Genomic DNA, 17780 nt, shown 5'->3' with positions numbered 1-17780 from the left:
TTAATTTAATTCTCCTTTAAATACTTTTTCATTATCAATACTTGTTTCAATACCTAAACGTAAATAAAGATCTTCATAATCTACTATGTATTGATCATCTTCTACTTCTTTAACTTTATATTCTATTACTGCACGACTAAGAATTCCTGGTTGTTCATACTCAAAATAAAACCGGTTCACATGAATAAAACTACTAATCTCATCATTTACAAAATAATACTGAATTCTTTTATACACAGATTTAAGTAATTTCTGTGCTGTTATTGTATCATATTCTCTTATTGCAATAACAATTTGAATAGTAGTATCAAACACATTAAATCCATTTCCATGTAAATCATTAATTGACTCTAAACGTGCAACATAAATATTATTTAATTCTTGAGTTCGTGGATTTTCTCCAAAACTTTTATCAACATATTTAATATTAAATAATTTCAATACTGGATCATCACATTCTTTTTTAGCATGTACAAGTAAATTATACATCTCAGTATCTGCAAATAAAAACTCAAGACCCGTTATTTCATTACCAACTTCTTCAAACATTACCATGAAATACCCCCTAAGAGTTTATCAATAATACTAAAATAACTAGGAAGTATTTCACCACTAGGTGCAAGATATGGTTTTGCTCTTGCTGGTCCTACACGTTTTGCAAATACTTCATTTCCACTTTTAGTAAAAAAATGTAATGCTTTTCCCCGTGCAACAATTGGACCTCTTCCTTCTTCTACATATTTTGCATAGAATACATTAGTACCTATATGTACACTATCTCCACCTTTTTGTTGGTGTATACTGTTTAATAAATTTCCAGTCATAATACTATTATTTGCTCTTAATTGTGCTTGTTGTAGTTTTTGACTTTGTTTTCCTAATTCATCTAAACCTTGTTTTTGTACTTTTTGAATTCCTTGTCCTAATTGGTTTATATGGTTACAGATTTCTTTTTCTAATCCTTTTAGTTGTGCTGGAAATCCAAAGCCTTTTATATTAAATTGATCTATTCCGCCTGTTTTTATTGTTATTACATGTTCAAGATTCATAACACAAAAAAATCTCCCTTATTCTTGTATTTTCTTTGTAAATGTTTCTATTTCCACATCATGACGTTTACAATATACTACTCCATGTAACATGTGTTTACGTGGTGTTAAATGGTGGTGATGTGGTCTATGTAGTAAACTTGTATAACGTACTTTTACAAATGGTTGTATTAATTCCTTTGCTTCATGTATAAGTTCATCACCATTAGTACGATCTGTAAGTGTATACTTATTATAAAGTAATCCTGCTGCATATGTACAACATGCTTGATAAACAAGTGGATAAGTTAAAGATAATTTTCCAACACAACAATAACTTAAAAGTAGATTATAAGCACGTTTAAATACAACTTCTACTTCACGTGGTGTTACCCTTTTTGCTACTTTTACTTCACCTAAATCTTCATCACTTAAAAAAGGTTCTATATAATCAATATTTTTATTTCCTGTTTTTGAATGAATAGACCAATCAGGTAAGTAAAATAATACATCTTCAACTATATTTTCCATAATAAATGATACCCATTTTTATTCTTCTTTTTCTAGTTTAATTGTAATTGTACGTGGATTATTATTTCTTTGATCTACTTGTATAGTTTGAATTACTTCTTTATATCCATCACATAAACAAAGCATTTCATATGTTCCATAAGCTACATTAGGTATTAATATTACTTCACTATCTTCTGCTAATATATTTGAATAAATATTTGTTTCATCTTCAACATCAACAAGTGTTATTTGTGCATTTGTTCCTGGTTTTGTTGATAATTCGAATCTTATATCAATTGTTTCAGGTTCACTAATAGGTGTTAATCCACATCTTAAATTTACATCTAGTGTATGATTTGATAGAATTAATGGTTCAGGGTATGTGTATGGTTCGTATCCTTCTTTGTTTATGTTAAGTGTATATTTACCATCTGGTATTCCTTTAAAATTGAAATATCCATTTTTGTCTGTTGTACCTGTATATTCTTTTTTTCCATCAGTTAGGATAACTTGACATTGTGGTAGTCTTTCTACTTCTTCTTTTTTTGTTTTTGGTTTAATAAATATAACCTCCTTAGCTATATCATATTATATTTATTTTGTATTTTATTAGAGTATGTAGTTTATTCTTAGACTTTGCTTTTATTAAATAAGTAGTAATTATTTAATATTATATTTTAATCAAAAGTTTATTAATTATACTCATTAGGTTTTATCTGAACCGCCGGTAGATGATGAACCACTAGATGAAGATGAACCACCAGCTGGAACAGTAGCTTGACTTGGAAGTCCAGAACATTCAGCATAAAGTAAATCTTTAGGTCTTAATACAAGATTATCAAAGTAAACTCTTGTTACTGTATCATAAGCTTGATTTCTAAGGTTAAATTCTGATTGTGTTTCAACATCACGTTTCATACCAATTACAAATGAATCAAGATCAGCAAGAAGAATATTATTACCAAATTCATTTACTTTATAATCAAAAGCATCACAAACAACAACAGGTGTATTCCAAATTTTAAGTTCTCCACCTTCAAAGTAAAGAGCATCAGCCATTTGTGTTTCACGTTTTTGTGCTATTTGAATAAGTTTAGCATAAGCTTCATTTGACATATAGAATTTTGCTTTACTTCTATTTCCTTTTTGTACACCAAATTGTGTTAACATATCTTCAAGTTGTACAACTGCATCAGTTCCATCTGTTGCTAATGTTTTTGTAAAATCTATTTTTACAGGATCTTTTGCTGTGAAATCTCCACCATTTATTCCACAATATACACCTTGAGGTGTTCTTACATTTGTTTGATAGTTTGTTTTATAAGCATTGTCATATTGATCTTTTAATTGTTTAAACATACCATCAATAATGTTTATTCCTTGTTTTCCTTTTGTAGGATCATTTACACCATAAAGTGAAATAAGTTCTAAGTTAAATTTTAGTCTTTCTGTTACTTGTGATTGGAAAGATTGTAAAAATCTATCTCCTTCAAGATTTTCTTGTACCATTAACCATGGTGTTGTTGAATATGATACTAATGGTTTACAGTATAAACTTGATCTTTTAAATGTTGGTACATTTTCAGATACATTTGGAGAGTCAAAAGGTGCTACTTGATTACCTGCACTTGCTCCAGTTAAATCTCTCATTGAATAAAAGTTAGCTTCAGCATCAAGGAAACTGAAATCAAATTCTACTGTATCAAGTGGCATAAATCGACTATTATCAAATATAACAGAATCTTCTGTTACTTCTGCAATAAATGAATCTGCTTCAGCTTGTTGTTTATATCCAGGTTTAAACATTGTTGTTGCATCATTTGATGTTGTTGGATATCCTTTATCCCATTTCATTACAAAATGTTGTTGATTTCTTATTGCATCAGTTGGTATTGTTCCTTTTACATATTCTGAATCATTAAATTTTTTATACATAAATATCTAAATCCGTTTAAATTATTATTTTTATTAAAATTCAATATTTTATTTTTTTTTAATTCTTTTTCTTATTTCAAATATCAAAAAAATTGGAGTTTATAATTTTCTAAATGTGAATGGATCACGTCCTGTAAGATATGCAAAATCACGTCTTTCAGGTTTATTTTCAGAGCCTATAATTTCAGGTTTAATAGTTTCAGATGTTCCTTTTTTAATGGATTTAGTTACAGGTTGAACATCATCATCTTCTTCTTTTTCAACTGTTTCATCTACTGATTCTTTTTCAACAGCACAGCCTTTAGAATCTTTTCCTTTTACTGCTTTTTTTTCAACAGCAACATCTTCAACATTATTACCTATCTCATCAACAATTTTACTCATAGCTTCAAGAAGAGCATCCATTTTAGACATAATAACAGCTTCATCAATACCACCTTTTTTTGTTGTTGGTGCTACATCTTCTACTTTTTCTTCTTCAACTACAGCTTCTTTTTCAACAGCAACATCATCAACTTTCTCATCTTCATCTGTGGTTGGTGTTGCTTCTTTTTTTACTTCTTCTACTTTTTCTTCTTCTGTTCCTTGTGCTGGTTTACCAATCATTTCACGGATACCATCAAGGAATGAACGAAGATCTTTTTTAGTAATTTGTTCATTATCAACTACTTTTTCTTCTACTTTTTGTGTTTCATTATCCACATTATCACCATTTTTTCTATCTGATAGAACTTGTGTTCTAGTTAAATCTGCTTGTTCTGGTCTTTGTTCATTTGGAATAAATTGTTTAATTACAGCAACAAGATCATTATAAGAAAGTTGCTGAGAACCTTTAGTAACATATGTATTATAATCCATAACAACAAAAGGAATACGATTATTTCCCTCTTCTACAATTGATATAAAAGTAGGATTAAGTTTATCATACTTTTTAATATCAGCATATGTAACTCTATCCATACTGTGTACATCTAAATCACGGTCAGGAATTCCAGTAAGACTTGTTCCTCTTAATTCCCCGTTTTGTATTAATTTAATTATATCTTTATTATTTGTACGAATAGTTACCATCCAACTACCAGATGGTACAGTGATATCTCCTAATTTTTCATCACTATCTGTTATACTATTTTCTAGGATATCTATTCCATCACGTGGTATAAAATCATGGTTTACATCACAACTAAGATGAATGGAATTTGAAAAGATTCTTTTAATATCTTCTTTGTTTAATTTATCCCCATCTTGATCTGGTATTCCATTTGCAACAACACAAGCCCTTATATAAATATAATCATTTTGATTAAGACTCATATTCTTATTATTCCTATAAATTTTTTTATTTTATTTTTTTTTCTTCAAAATCTTTAAAAATGCTTGAAAAAGTTTTTTTTATGTTCTATTTAAATACATTTACACGAACAGGTGTACCGTCTGCCTTTTCATACCTTACAGTACAATAACAATTAGCAGTTTGACACACAGGTGCATGACTATCATGAGGAAAACGCATATAAGCAATAGGACAACGTCCAGCATCACTAACAACTTTAAAATCTTCATCTAAATCAACTGTAGCACCACTCATACTACTATGTCTTGTTGCTTCGTTTGGATGCCATACCCATATTTTACGTGCAGGTTTCCAACGATTTGGTAATAATTGCATTTTATGATAATCTACAGTTTGATCTATAGTCATATGAAAATTACGTTGTAATTGTTCTGTTCGTATCTTACTTCTTCTTATTGCATCAAAATCTTTAAATCGTCCAGTTCCTCTTTTTACATATTCTCGTACTACATTAATTGCCATTTTACTAGTAACTTTTGTTGTACGTAATACTTGATCAGCCATATTTTCTGCATGTTGTATTTGATGAGGTATTAAGAATTTATTTAATTGTTGTGTAAGATTTCTAAGTTTCCATGTTACACCTATATCATTACTAATACGTTTATCATTAACAATATTACGACTAATACGATTATTAATATGTGTTTCATTAGCTGATCTTAGATATGATGTAATATTATTATCATTTACAAGAGGTCGTCCACTTCTAAATAATGAACCTATAACTAATCCTGCAAATAATGTTTTAATCATATCATTATCAGTAAAACTAGCATAATCTTTAACAGATTCAAATAAATTTTCATCATCACGCCATGCACTTATTAATTTATAAAGCATATACTGATGCAATATCCATGTAACAGGATCTCTACGACTTTTCATGATATAACAAGCATCACGATAACGAAAAAGTTTCAGTACATCAGAATTCATTTTATTTTAAACCTCTTCTTTTTATAGTTTGAATTCATCATCTGAACGTTTTAACTTTTGAAATGCTTCATTTACTTCATCTGTAACAGTATCATAACTTTCATCAATACCTTCTACACTTCCAAGTAATTTACCTTGGTAAAATCTTTGATCCATATAATATTCATCGCCAATTAATTCATCAAGATCAATATTTGGAAGTATATCTCCTATTTCTTGAACTGCTTGTCTTAATGTAAGTAATCCTTTATCCCATAACTGCATGATCATATCAGTTTGTGAACTTGTTTTTTCTACAAATTCAGGTAAACCCATAACTATATCACTATGCACTCCGAGGTATACATGATTAAATCTGTTAATGATTTGTTTAAAGAAAGACTGTTGAAGCATAAGAGATTTATTATATACTTCATAAATAGTTTCACTCTTATTACTATTCATAGATTCTTTAACATCATCAATCATTAAACGAATCTTAGGAATAGCATAAACTGAAAGAATTGTTTGAATAGCATCATCTTTAAGACCTTGTAAATATTCATAATTCTTATCTTCAAGAGCAGTATAATCACATTCTACTTTAGTAGTATTACTACTACTTGTAATATAACTAAATACAGTTCCACTACCACAACTTCGAAGATCTTCTTTAAGTTTATCTTCAATACGTGGTTCACCTTCACGATTAATTTGTGGAGGCCCTGTGAAAACCATTACACCAGCTGGAATATTTCCATTGTAAATTTTCTCATTATTTAAATCATCAACCATGATACTTGTAAGTAAACTATTTTTACATTGAAGCCATAAAGGACTTGCAAACCATTCACTTTCAATACCAGAACCTATCCAAAGAGCATAACCAGTACTATAATCTTCTATTTCATTCTCATCTAACAAAGCATAATCCTTATGTGAAAATCTAAGTTTTACACGCCGACTTCCTACTTCTTGTGTTAAATAAAAGAAATCTACCCCTCCTGCAACGCCTGGGATTTCATATTTCTCTCGTATAACTTGAACTGTAGGTGCAGAAATTTGTGTTAATGAATAAAATTTTATATTACCATTTTCATCTTCAGTTGTTTTAAGTTCACAACATCCATATCCATAAAGATAAAATTCAATTGTTGCAAGATATAATTGGTATTTATTTTTTTCATTCCAAAACATATCAAAGTTGTATGTATCTTCTTCACTATCTGAAAGTGTATAATCATTAAGTATTACATCCTGTGCTTCTACTTCTATAATTTTACGAAGCATACTACAATGATCATAAATATAACGTGTTTCAGATAATGGAACAAGAGGATAAATACGTGTTTGAAGTGTATCATCATTAGGTTTAATACTTTGCTGTTGTGATATATGCTTTAATTGTTCAGAAAGGTATCCATCAACACCCATCTTTGTTTCTTTATAATCTTTACTTAATGTATAATTAGATTTCATATAATCCCCAATAACTGATTAAGATAATTAAATCCTATTGTGCATGAATCAAGCATATCAGGACTTGCAAATTCACGCATCTTTGTTTTATCTGGTGTAACATACATAAATTGTTTAAGTAATGTATTATAATTATCAAGACTACGTTTAATAAGTACATGTTCTTGTCTTATTCCTCTTGCTAAAGGTCTAGCACGTTCAAATTTATTTTCAGTTACATTACTAAATTCAATAAAAAAGTGACATCTTTGTTGTACATCAAATAAAACATTTTCAAAGTGTTTTTTACTATACTCTGCTGCACTTCCACCTTCTTTTTCAAATACTACAGTATGAACTAATGGTTGTTTTTCTATAAATTGAATAAGAGGTTCTTCTACAAAACTATCACTAATAAGAATATTATCATGAATAACTATTTTTCCATCATTCATATACATCATATAAGTTATACTTGTTTTGTCAGAACCAGTAGCAGCAAGATCAACACCAATCACACCATAAGAACAATTACTACAATTATAATCTGTTTCATTTATTGTTGCATCTTCAAATTGTTTACGTGTAAGTAAAAGTCCTTCATCTAATACAAAATCCCAATCTCCATAACGCATAAATGCTTGTTGGAGTGGACTCATACGTGAAAGCATTGCATCATATTCATCTGCTCTTATGTGTGGATTCATTTTAAAGTCTAATCTAAAATATGGATTAGGACTATTATCATCAACAAAGTTAGGTTTTATATATTCACGTCCACGGCTAAGACTAGGGTTAGTAGCAATAATATAATTAAGAGGAATACTAACACCATAATCACGTCTTAAACTACGAGGAAGAAAGTCAAGAATTTCTGGATCAAGTTCTGTACCTTCATCTACAATAATTCGTTGATATGTATTTCCCCTAAATTTGTTAAGTACACCAGGTCTATTTGCAAAGTCATAATAAATACGTCCACCCATAGGACTTATAAAACATTTATTACGTTGATTAAAAGTACATGTAAGATCTCCAAGTCCTTTTTGTACAACATTTCCTCTAGAATCAGTAATATCTTCTTCTTGCAAAAGCCAATCTTTAAGAGTATCCATAACACCACCTGGAGCCATTAGTTGGTCATAAGTGTTACGCATTATTACACATCTATAATCTGGGAGTGTAAGATATTGTACGGCAAGAATTGCAAGAAGCATACTTTTTCCACTGAATGCACTTCCACTAATTAGTTTAAATGCACTGTCATCCATGATTGTAAGTGCTTGTTCGCGGTAAGGATCTACAGGTATATAAGGATTATCTAATATTGTTAGTCCATATAGTCCTTTTTGTTCATCGGTGATTTTTTGTTGTAATTCATCATAATTTACTAACATAATAATAACCTTTGATAATCTCCTACCTATTCTAAATCCTTACGCTCTTTTTTTTAGTGTAATATAAGAAGTTGAGCAGCAAGTACACTAAAAACAGCCATAACTACACCATACAACCATTTACGTTGTGCTTGATCAACACTAATTATTTCTTCATGAAGTTCAATTTTACTTTCTTTAAGTTCATTTTCAAGTCTTGCTATATCATGAACATGTTCTTTTAATGCACGTTCAGTTACTTTACTTTCTGCATAAGTATCACGCATATAAACAGTTATTTCATTTAATTGTGTGCTTATATGTTCTAGTGTTTCTGTTGTAGCTTTGTATTGTCTTTCACTATCTTTTTCAAGCACAGATACTCTATATTCAATTTTATGAAGTTTATCTTCATTTGATATTTTATTATCCATGCCTTCATCTTCTATTTTATTACTATTTATATTGTTGTTTTTAAGCAAGCCTAGTCGGAATCTGTTAATCATTTATTCTTTTAAATATACATATTACATTACAAAAATGAAAAAAAGATAATTTCCCGCCCTTAAATAAAATTATATAGTACTATGCTCCTTCATCAACAGGTATAGATTCTTTTTCTTGTATTTGTTCATCAGGTGGTATAATTGTTGTTTTTTGTACTTCTGTAACTTTATCACTTTTAGAAACAGTAAGCATACCAGCCAATGCACCACTGATTGTAAGAATAATATTTTGATCTCTTAAATATATTCCACCAAGTAAACCTACACCTAGAAGTATTGCTATTATTGTTTGATTATTGTAAATCATTTAATGTAACATACCTCCCTTTTAAATAGTTTTTTTTATAATTTCCCTTAAAAAATATTCTTTAACATTTCATTTATCTTCTTTAGAAAATAATATGAGAAAGTACTTTTTTTCCCTACTTTTAATTTTATCTTTAATTAGTTTTTTTTGTAAGATAATCATTAATTCTCATTAAAAGGATTAAAAAAAAAATAATAAATCATTTATAAAATAAAATAAAACCTTTCTCATTAATTATATTACTACATAGCAACTAAAACAAATAAACAAGGAAATCAAATAAAAACCAAAAAAGAAACAATTACAAAGATAAAAACAAAATCCTAGATATATAAGAAAGATAAATCAAAAAATAAATAATTTAACCACTAATTTTACTCATAATATTATTTTCAATAACATGAAAAACCCTAGCAGTAAGACCAACATCTCTAAAAATACCAGTAGAATACCAAAACTGTCTAAGAATCAAAGGACGACTACACTTTAAAACATACCTACAAACACCAGCATAAATAGTATTACAAGAAGCATTACCATGTAATTCTTTTAAAGTTAAATGATCCAAAATATAATATACAAATTTCTTTTCATCACTATTAAGTTCAAGATAACTCATAATATATCTAAGACACAAATTCTTACGTTGCTGCCTATATACACTAGAATTATTCCATGATTTACAACCAACTTTATGAAGAAAAGGAGTATCATTCCAATTCCAATAATCATGACGAGTACGAATAGGATTAAAATCATGTTCATCAACCAAATAATAAGGCTCATCAACAACAAGTCCACAATCTTTACAATAATATTCATGATGTAAAACATCAAATAATAACTTACCACCACACTCTTCACATTTTATAAACTCCAATATTAATCATCCCCTCAAAAGATATAACATAATACGTTCTAAATTATCTTCAAAAGAAACATTACCATCAAGAAGTAAATGATTATCTGGAAGTAAATAAAGATAACGTTCACGACAACAATCAAGGAATAAAGCCATATCAGGATCAACAAATCCTAATTCACGTTTACAACTAGTATCCCCAGCAATATCAACAAAAATAAAACGATCAGGACGACGTGCAAAACTATTAACACCAACAATCCATTCTATTTTAGATTCAGATGTACCCTGGTATGCAATATTACTATAAAAAGAACGATCACTAATAACATAATCATATGCTTCAAAATCAATACGTTTAAATTGTTTCATACGATCTAATGCAAATTCAAGTGTTGAAATAACATCATCATTAGGATTAGTTAAAATTTCATGTGATGGTTCACGGATACATAATACATTATATCCATCATTAATTAATTTATCATGAAGAAGTTCTATAAGAGAAGATTTACCCGCTCCATCAATTCCTTCAAATACTATATATTCAGCCATAATTTAAATTACTCCTCTCTACTACGTTTAAGATTATTAAAACGTCTAATAATATAAAGAATATCTTCACTGGAAAAACCTTCATGATCACATAATAAATCAATTAAATCAGATTCAGTTAATGAATCATCAATAGCATATTCCATAATCCAATCAATATCAGAATGTACTTTTTCATCATTACAATCTGAAATATATTTAGACACCAAAAAATCCACATTATGATTAAGAGCTAATGAACTTTCATGTATATTTTTAAGTTTCTTATTAAGTACATCAATCATATCTGCCATATAATCCATATCATTTTTTAGAACAGATATTTTATATTCAAAATCATTTAAATTGTTAATATATTCTTTAAAAGTTATTTCAGTATCACTCATTACATGTTTAGCATTTTCAAGTAATTCTTCATACTTAACAAATACATCAGAACCAGTATTAATATTTACATGTTCATGGCTGCAGTTACCACAATTATTACATTGATGTAATTCATTTTCATTAAACATTTATAACAAAATCTCCCATATTTTATTCATTTACAAATTTATCAGATAAAACACTACGTCCACAAAGTTCTTGATTCTGATAATGCCCATTATAAGGAACTTCACAAGGACAATCAAGATACTCCATAACAAGTTGACAAATACAATCACCTTCATGAAGAATAATAGGTTTACTACTAATATTTTTCAGTTCAAGAGTAATTGTTCCTTTAAAACCTGGATCAATAAAACCTGCTGTAATATGAATCATTAAACCAAGTCGTCCATAACTACTTCTACCCTCTACACGACCTACCATATGGGGCGGTATTTCTACATGTTCTAATGTACGTGCAAGTAAGAATTCATCAGGTTGGATAATATATTCACTACTACCATATCTTACATGACTAATCTTAGAACCTTTTTTTAGTTTAACCCAATCATTAGCAAGTCTAAGATCAATACTAGCAGGTTGATATTGTTCATCTTCTGGACATGGACGAATTACTAATTGTTCTGTTTGAATAAGTCTTTTTAATGTTTTATCACTACAAACTGTCATAAAATACTCCTATATTTTTAGTAGAATACTATTTCATCACTATCAATATTATCAAAAGGTTTACAAAGATTATTTTCAACAAAAGAAGATATAATCATATTAATAACAGCATCAAAATCATAAATAATAGTAGACGTATCCAAAAATAAACCCATATTCATAAGATTATCTCCTATATCATCTACAGAAACACGTCTCATACGAATAGGTTTAGTATACAATTTACTAATCCAAATACAATTAAAATATAAAATATTATCTTTCATACTATGAATTTCAAAAAAAACAGGACAAGCATTAATTAAACGTTTACGAAGTCCTCTTTTATGTGCATTCATTACATATCCCCCCAGGTTACATACTTCCTTAGTTTCTGGATTACATTCTAATTGTGTTCTATAACCATCACGACTCGTTTCATATGTATATGTAATTGTTTCTTTTAGATATCCATCATTTTTTATAGTCATAATAAATCACCATCATTTTCAATACTTTTTTCAATAGCTTTAGTTATATTAATGGGAGGACATAATCCCATTTCAACAAAACAATTAAATAATATATTAATAATACCAGTTACATTAGTTTTATTAAAAGAACCTACAAGACCATCACGGATAAGCCAATCTTCCATATTCGGAATAGTATCATCATAAAATATACCATTTTCATATAAATTACTTACCCATGTAGATTTAATCATAAGATTACCATCAAGATAATAATATTTAAATTGTACAGGACAACCAAAAAATACAACTTCACATTCAACATCACCATCAAAAAACTCAGTACGATGATAAACCTTTTTATCAATAGGACTAATAACATAACTCATAGTATTATCATCACTAGTACTATAAGTATAAGTTAATTCAGTATCTAATATTTTAAATTCAGACATTACAATTCACCCTTTACCATTTACGTTTACGATCAATAAATTCACGTTGTTTACTATTATTCCATCCACTAGTATTTTGAAGATAACCAGTAATCTTATCAAGAGTACGAAGAGAATCAGTACATCCACATCTGACACAAGTATCTTGAATACCTTTCATAACCATATCACAACGATCACAAATAGTCATAGCACTACTAAAAGTATAGTAACGAGCATCAGTATTACAAATTTTATCAGTAAAAGATCGAAGACTATCCCAAGTAGTATAACTTTCACCTATCCAGGCATTAAGAATAGCACCACCAGTCATAAGAGGATGAGTTTTAGATTCCCATTTAATCTTTTCAATAAGACCATATTCAGTATCTACAGGAAAATGACAACTATTACTATAATAATATTCTCCCTCAGATCCATTACAATATGCTTTATCACCATATAATTTTTTATCCATTATAGCAAAACGTCCACAAGCACTTTCTGCAGGACTACCAATAATACTATAACGAATATCTGGATTCATATCACTATACTCATTTTTTCGTTCATTCATAAAATCAAGTACACGTAGTGCGAAATCTTGACCTTCTAATGTTTCAATACCTTTATTAAGCATATTGTGACATAAATCATTCATTCCTACAATACCAAATGAATCTGTACAATTATCCATATTATAATAAAGATCCCCATTTTTATCACGTTGATTAAGAAATGGAAAAGTATCTAAACCCCATAATTTCTTAGCTTGTCCCCGACGAAGAGCAAGGAATTCACGTATCATGTCCATACGTTCACCAAGTATTTCAAAGAAACTTTCTTCACTACCACGACAATCAAGACCAATACGAGGTAAGTTCAATGATACATAAGAAAGATTACCACAACGAAGACAATCCGTTAGTGGATTACCCGTCCAGTCACTGCCCAACTGTGTACGACAACCCATAACACTAACATCTTCAGGAGTACTTTTATTAGTTAAATTAAGAAAATAATTATTACCATGTTTAGCACTAACTCTATGTGCTAATTCTAATTCTTCTTCAAATTCATCATTAAAACTTTCCTTACGAAGAGTATAAATACTATTAGGGAAAAGGAAAGGATGACCATTACCATCACCTTTAAGCATTTCTTCAGTAAATGCACGTAATACTTTCTGTGACTCCTCTACGAAATCACCATAAGTTCCTACAACATTTCCACCATTAGCATATGCTGGTTCATCCATTAAAAAATCAGGCATACCAACATCCAGTTGTACACTACTAAATGTTGTTTGACTCCCCCTACTACTATAAAGTACAGACAAATTATATATAAAACTTTGAATACCTTTTCTTATTTCTTCATAACCCATATCTGCAACGAAAGGAGCAATAAATACATTTAAGTGTGGCATTCCTTGTCCACCACTTAGGTTACTTTGTGCAGCGTGCATAGCTTCGCTCAACTGGTGGACAAAACTTTTAAGTCTTGTTGCAGGCTTAGCATATACACCACGCCCTGTTGTTCCAGCCGCACGTAATCCCATCATTGCTATAAAACGAGCATCTGACTGACAACAATTCATCGATCTATACGGCAAGCTTGATAGGTCGTGGAAGTGAACTTTACCACTTGTATGTAATCGTCTTAAGTTGCTTGGTAGTTTGCTTAGTGCTACTTCTTCCATTATGTCATTACCTATATGCCATAGTATTTGTTCAGGGCTTCGTATGATATTAGCATTTTCTCTGTTTTCTTCGTATATATGCCCTATTATTTTACTTCTTGATATGTTTAGATCGTCATTCATGTTTTATGGTTACTCCAGTGTAGTTTATTATAATAATATTGTATATGTAAGAAGTTGTAAGCAAGTTAACAAGGAATAAATAACATAAAATAGAATATCATATCAATATCAAATACTAAAAATAATCAATTAATAAAGTACTATAAAAATAAATAAAGAAACAATAAACTAAAATAATAAAAATAAAAATAAATATTAAAATAAAAAAAAAGAAGAATAAAAAGAGGGAATAAAAATAATCCTCTTAAAATGATCTATAATATCCCAATCCATGACTACCATAATAAAATCCAGATTTCTTTTTACTAGATTCATGATAAACATGGGATTCACTACTACTCTTACTTTGTTTTGCAAGATATTCTTCTCTGAGATCATCATAGTTGTCGAAGTATGATTTTTCTTCATCAGATAAATCAGAACGGGATTCATCTAGTAAAGCCATGTATTTTCCATCTTTACCTTTAATTTCTACAACCGACCGACTTTCTGGGAAATCCTTATCAAATTGATATCTTATACATATTGTATCATTGAATTTAAATTGTCTTTTTGTCATGTATGCTAATGTTCGTATTACACCCATATTAGCAAAGTTGGCTGTATATTCCATTCCTGTTAATTCATCTGTAAAACTAATTATTTCTAAGCCTCTATCTCCTTCATATTTTGTTGTATTATGATCTTTATATGTAACTGTTACATTTACAGGTTTTACCTCAGCTTCTCCATAATCTATCATTGCATTTATACAGCTTGTAAACATGAGAAGTATTATTAAAATTATTAAAAATATTGATATCTTTTTTTTATTAATCATCCTATCATAGCTCCAAAAAAATGTAATCTTTCATTTTTTTTAGTATTATTTATCTACATGCCTATTAATCTACTTTTTTTATGGTCGCGTATATTTATTTTATAATATGTATAAATCTACATGAGTTTGACTATCTTTAACATAACAAAAAATATTCATAACCATATCATCTTGATATTCATAATCAAGAAATCCAAAGAATTTCTTAGGTAAGGTCAACACATATCGTGGTGATTTTGATTTAGGATTCAATGTCCTAAAATATAAAGGAATTGTGTCTGTTTCATCATGAATTAATAATTTATATTTGTTTTTAGAATACTGTTTCATAAATATTTTATCAGTACCTAAAAATTTGATTAATGGAACGGGTATAGAAATACGATAATGATTAGATGAATACAATTTACCTTTTATTTTTTGTTTTACATTTTTTTTATTAATCTTTCCAATGTACTGGACAAATAAACCATTTTCACCAGAACCTAACACCATGTCCATAATTAATGTACTCCTCCTGTTAAGTTTATTTTTAAAAAAAAGATAAAAAAGGAATATTTAATTATTTTAAATAAATATTCTAATAAGTTGTCTTAATGTCTTTAGATCTTTTTTTAGTGCAATAATAGGATTGATTATTTCAATACTTAAACCTACTTCACCATTCCTACCATGCAATGTTATATCTTTTTTCATTATATGTTTCCTCCTATAATTGATTAATCAATTTTTGTTTGAGAATATTCAAAGAATTTATATATATTATTAGAAACATATGTTATAAGTATAATAATAGTAAGAATAAGGGAAACCCCTTATTCTTTTTTAAATTTTAATACCCAGTAATTTATATTGATATGCGTATTTTTTGCAATATAAATTATTGGTAGTATAATAAATATTATTATACTTATGATTTTCACCCCCTTTTTCTCTGTAATAAATATTATGTATTTAATAGTATATATACTTTTTTACCTACAAATGTAGATAAAAATAATAAATTAAAGTAAAATTGAAAAAAAAATAAAAAAAATTAAGAATACATATCCTCTAACTCTTTCCAAGATAAAACATTCATAGAAACCAACTTATTAAGATATCCCTGTTCACCACAAGACTTACAAATGAAAAAATCATGAAAAACCATAAGAGACGCGTGTTCTTCACCATGAAAAGGACACCGAAACATACTATAACGCTCAAAATCACGATACCAATTACCAGGATAAAGTGATTTAAACAGTACACGTAAATTTATTTCTTCCGGATTAAATCCATGTTTACTACTAAGTTTAAGGTTCTTAGCTGCTGCTTGTTTTATTTTTCGTTGTTTCATATCATAAGCCCTATTACTAGCAATTTCACACTGTTCCAATAAGTAATCATGATATTCTAGTGCATCACTATCAAAACAATCAACATCACAAAAACAACCCTTAAAAATCCGGGTACGTCCACCATTTGCCTTAGGATGTTCACTACCAATCAACCGAATATTACCACCAAGACCATTACGGAAATGATTTTCATCAAGAAACTTATAACCATTACTATTATAATTAATTAACTGTTTCCAATACTCAATAAAAAAAGCCTTATCATCCAAATGACCAGAAAAATTAGTACAAGGAATCTGAATATACAAATGAAAACCCTTACTCCCACTCATAACAATAACAGCATTAAAACCCTTATCCATAACAATATCATAACAATGACTAACCTCACGATAAACAGAAGATAAATCACCATCACCATCAAAATCAAGAATAATCATATAAACATGCAAAGGATCAGGATAACAATTCATAAAAACATTACATAAATGATTAGGATTATTCCTATTATAATTATCAACACGACCAAGAATATTAACATAATCCATATACCTATCAATTAAAAGATGAGACGTTTTATTTTTCCCGAAACGCCCAATCCTACCCCCCTTATAAAAGAAAGGTGAAGTACTAATATCCTTCAATCCACCAGGTACTACTACAACATAACGCTGATTATTAGAAAATAATTTAGAATCATAAACAATCTTAGGTAATAAACAATCATTAATCATAAACTATTCACATCTCCATATTCTAAATAAATAATTCATATATCCAAAAAAATAATGGAATAATACAAAAAAAATGTTACTATTTTTACCAAATGTTACGTTTTATACGAAAACGCCGGACACCCCTTCCATTCCGAAAAATAACTGTGTGTTGTAAGAGATACAGTAAATGTTACTTGTTACCTTTAATTTCAAAACACCCCTTATATATAATATATATCAATAATAAAAAAATTGTTATTATACGTATACATTTAAATCATAGGTAACATAGGTAACATTTTATATATTATATATTATATAT

21 protein-coding genes and 1 pseudogene are annotated in these 17780 nt (G+C 28.6%); all 22 read right to left on the bottom strand.

The features are described from left to right. Window positions 1–555 carry a hypothetical protein gene (locus MSCUN_RS06370; RefSeq protein WP_095608004.1) on the bottom strand — a complete coding sequence of 185 codons (555 nt, stop codon included), beginning with the start codon at window positions 553–555 and terminating at the stop codon, window positions 1–3. After that, a complete protein-coding gene (locus MSCUN_RS06365; protein ID WP_095608003.1) occupies window positions 549–1049 on the bottom strand; it encodes an HK97 gp10 family phage protein in 501 nt (166 codons plus the stop codon). Before MSCUN_RS06365 ends, MSCUN_RS06370 begins: the two co-directional genes overlap by 7 nt. Window positions 1050–1067: 18 nt before the next feature. After that, the gene (locus MSCUN_RS06360) at window positions 1068–1559 is read right to left on the bottom strand and encodes a hypothetical protein (protein WP_095608002.1); all 492 of its coding nucleotides are present in this window, start codon (window positions 1557–1559) and stop codon (window positions 1068–1070) included. A gap of 330 nt (window positions 1560–1889) precedes the next feature. After that, window positions 1890–2102: pseudogene (locus tag MSCUN_RS08495) on the bottom strand (carboxypeptidase-like regulatory domain-containing protein); the annotation flags it as partial. Between the two features lie 144 nt (window positions 2103–2246). Continuing rightward, on the bottom strand, window positions 2247–3476 hold the full coding sequence (locus MSCUN_RS06350; RefSeq protein ID WP_095608001.1) for a phage major capsid protein: 1230 nt from the start codon (window positions 3474–3476) through the stop codon (window positions 2247–2249). Window positions 3477–3575: 99 nt separating this feature from the next. Further along, window positions 3576–4790 carry an XkdF-like putative serine protease domain-containing protein gene (locus tag MSCUN_RS06345; RefSeq protein ID WP_095608000.1) on the bottom strand — a complete coding sequence of 405 codons (1215 nt, stop codon included), beginning with the start codon at window positions 4788–4790 and terminating at the stop codon, window positions 3576–3578. A gap of 85 nt (window positions 4791–4875) precedes the next feature. Further along, entirely contained in the window at window positions 4876–5769 is an 894-nt protein-coding gene (locus MSCUN_RS06340) for a hypothetical protein (protein WP_095607999.1), read from the bottom strand. Between the two features lie 21 nt (window positions 5770–5790). After that, the gene (locus tag MSCUN_RS06335) at window positions 5791–7227 is read right to left on the bottom strand and encodes a hypothetical protein (RefSeq protein WP_095607998.1); all 1437 of its coding nucleotides are present in this window, start codon (window positions 7225–7227) and stop codon (window positions 5791–5793) included. After that, entirely contained in the window at window positions 7224–8603 is a 1380-nt protein-coding gene (locus tag MSCUN_RS06330; RefSeq protein ID WP_095607997.1) for a terminase large subunit domain-containing protein, read from the bottom strand. The genes MSCUN_RS06335 and MSCUN_RS06330 overlap by 4 nt, the downstream gene beginning before the upstream one ends. 53 nt (window positions 8604–8656) lie before the next feature. Beyond that, window positions 8657–9088 carry a hypothetical protein gene (locus MSCUN_RS06325; RefSeq protein WP_143744843.1) on the bottom strand — a complete coding sequence of 144 codons (432 nt, stop codon included), beginning with the start codon at window positions 9086–9088 and terminating at the stop codon, window positions 8657–8659. Between the two features lie 79 nt (window positions 9089–9167). Beyond that, a complete protein-coding gene (locus tag MSCUN_RS06320; protein WP_095607995.1) occupies window positions 9168–9395 on the bottom strand; it encodes a hypothetical protein in 228 nt (75 codons plus the stop codon). Between the two features lie 361 nt (window positions 9396–9756). Then, complete coding sequence (locus MSCUN_RS06315) at window positions 9757–10275, bottom strand: TFIIB-type zinc ribbon-containing protein (RefSeq protein WP_095607994.1); 519 nt, start codon at window positions 10273–10275, stop codon at window positions 9757–9759. A 6-nt stretch (window positions 10276–10281) separates the two neighbouring features. Continuing rightward, a complete protein-coding gene (locus tag MSCUN_RS06310) occupies window positions 10282–10812 on the bottom strand; it encodes a dTMP kinase (protein ID WP_095607993.1) in 531 nt (176 codons plus the stop codon). Between the two features lie 8 nt (window positions 10813–10820). Beyond that, window positions 10821–11327, bottom strand: a complete 507-nt coding sequence (locus MSCUN_RS06305; protein WP_095607992.1) for a hypothetical protein — start codon at window positions 11325–11327, stop codon at window positions 10821–10823. A gap of 22 nt (window positions 11328–11349) precedes the next feature. Beyond that, window positions 11350–11871, bottom strand: coding sequence for a dCTP deaminase (dcd, locus tag MSCUN_RS06300; protein WP_095607991.1), 522 nt, complete (start codon window positions 11869–11871; stop codon window positions 11350–11352). Window positions 11872–11888: 17 nt separating this feature from the next. Next, complete coding sequence (locus MSCUN_RS06295) at window positions 11889–12341, bottom strand: hypothetical protein (protein WP_095607990.1); 453 nt, start codon at window positions 12339–12341, stop codon at window positions 11889–11891. Next, window positions 12338–12778 carry a hypothetical protein gene (locus tag MSCUN_RS06290; RefSeq protein WP_095607989.1) on the bottom strand — a complete coding sequence of 147 codons (441 nt, stop codon included), beginning with the start codon at window positions 12776–12778 and terminating at the stop codon, window positions 12338–12340. Before MSCUN_RS06290 ends, MSCUN_RS06295 begins: the two co-directional genes overlap by 4 nt. 13 nt (window positions 12779–12791) lie before the next feature. Continuing rightward, on the bottom strand, window positions 12792–14582 hold the full coding sequence (gene nrdD / locus MSCUN_RS06285; protein WP_095607988.1) for an anaerobic ribonucleoside-triphosphate reductase: 1791 nt from the start codon (window positions 14580–14582) through the stop codon (window positions 12792–12794). Between the two features lie 244 nt (window positions 14583–14826). Then, the gene (locus MSCUN_RS06280; protein WP_095607987.1) at window positions 14827–15402 is read right to left on the bottom strand and encodes a hypothetical protein; all 576 of its coding nucleotides are present in this window, start codon (window positions 15400–15402) and stop codon (window positions 14827–14829) included. 99 nt (window positions 15403–15501) lie between these two features. Further along, the gene (locus MSCUN_RS06275) at window positions 15502–15903 is read right to left on the bottom strand and encodes a hypothetical protein (protein ID WP_095607986.1); all 402 of its coding nucleotides are present in this window, start codon (window positions 15901–15903) and stop codon (window positions 15502–15504) included. Between the two features lie 66 nt (window positions 15904–15969). Then, window positions 15970–16098 (bottom strand): hypothetical protein, encoded by a 129-nt coding sequence (locus tag MSCUN_RS08455; protein WP_275542256.1) that lies wholly within the window; start codon window positions 16096–16098, stop codon window positions 15970–15972. A gap of 340 nt (window positions 16099–16438) precedes the next feature. After that, window positions 16439–17476 carry a hypothetical protein gene (locus tag MSCUN_RS06270; protein ID WP_095607985.1) on the bottom strand — a complete coding sequence of 346 codons (1038 nt, stop codon included), beginning with the start codon at window positions 17474–17476 and terminating at the stop codon, window positions 16439–16441. Window positions 17477–17780 lie beyond the last annotated feature (304 nt).

Source organism: Methanosphaera cuniculi (assembly GCF_003149675.1).
GTDB lineage: Archaea > Methanobacteriota > Methanobacteria > Methanobacteriales > Methanobacteriaceae > Methanosphaera > Methanosphaera cuniculi.
The sequence above is the reverse complement of the archived record's forward strand: the minus strand, read 5'-3'. Positions and strand labels throughout refer to the sequence as shown.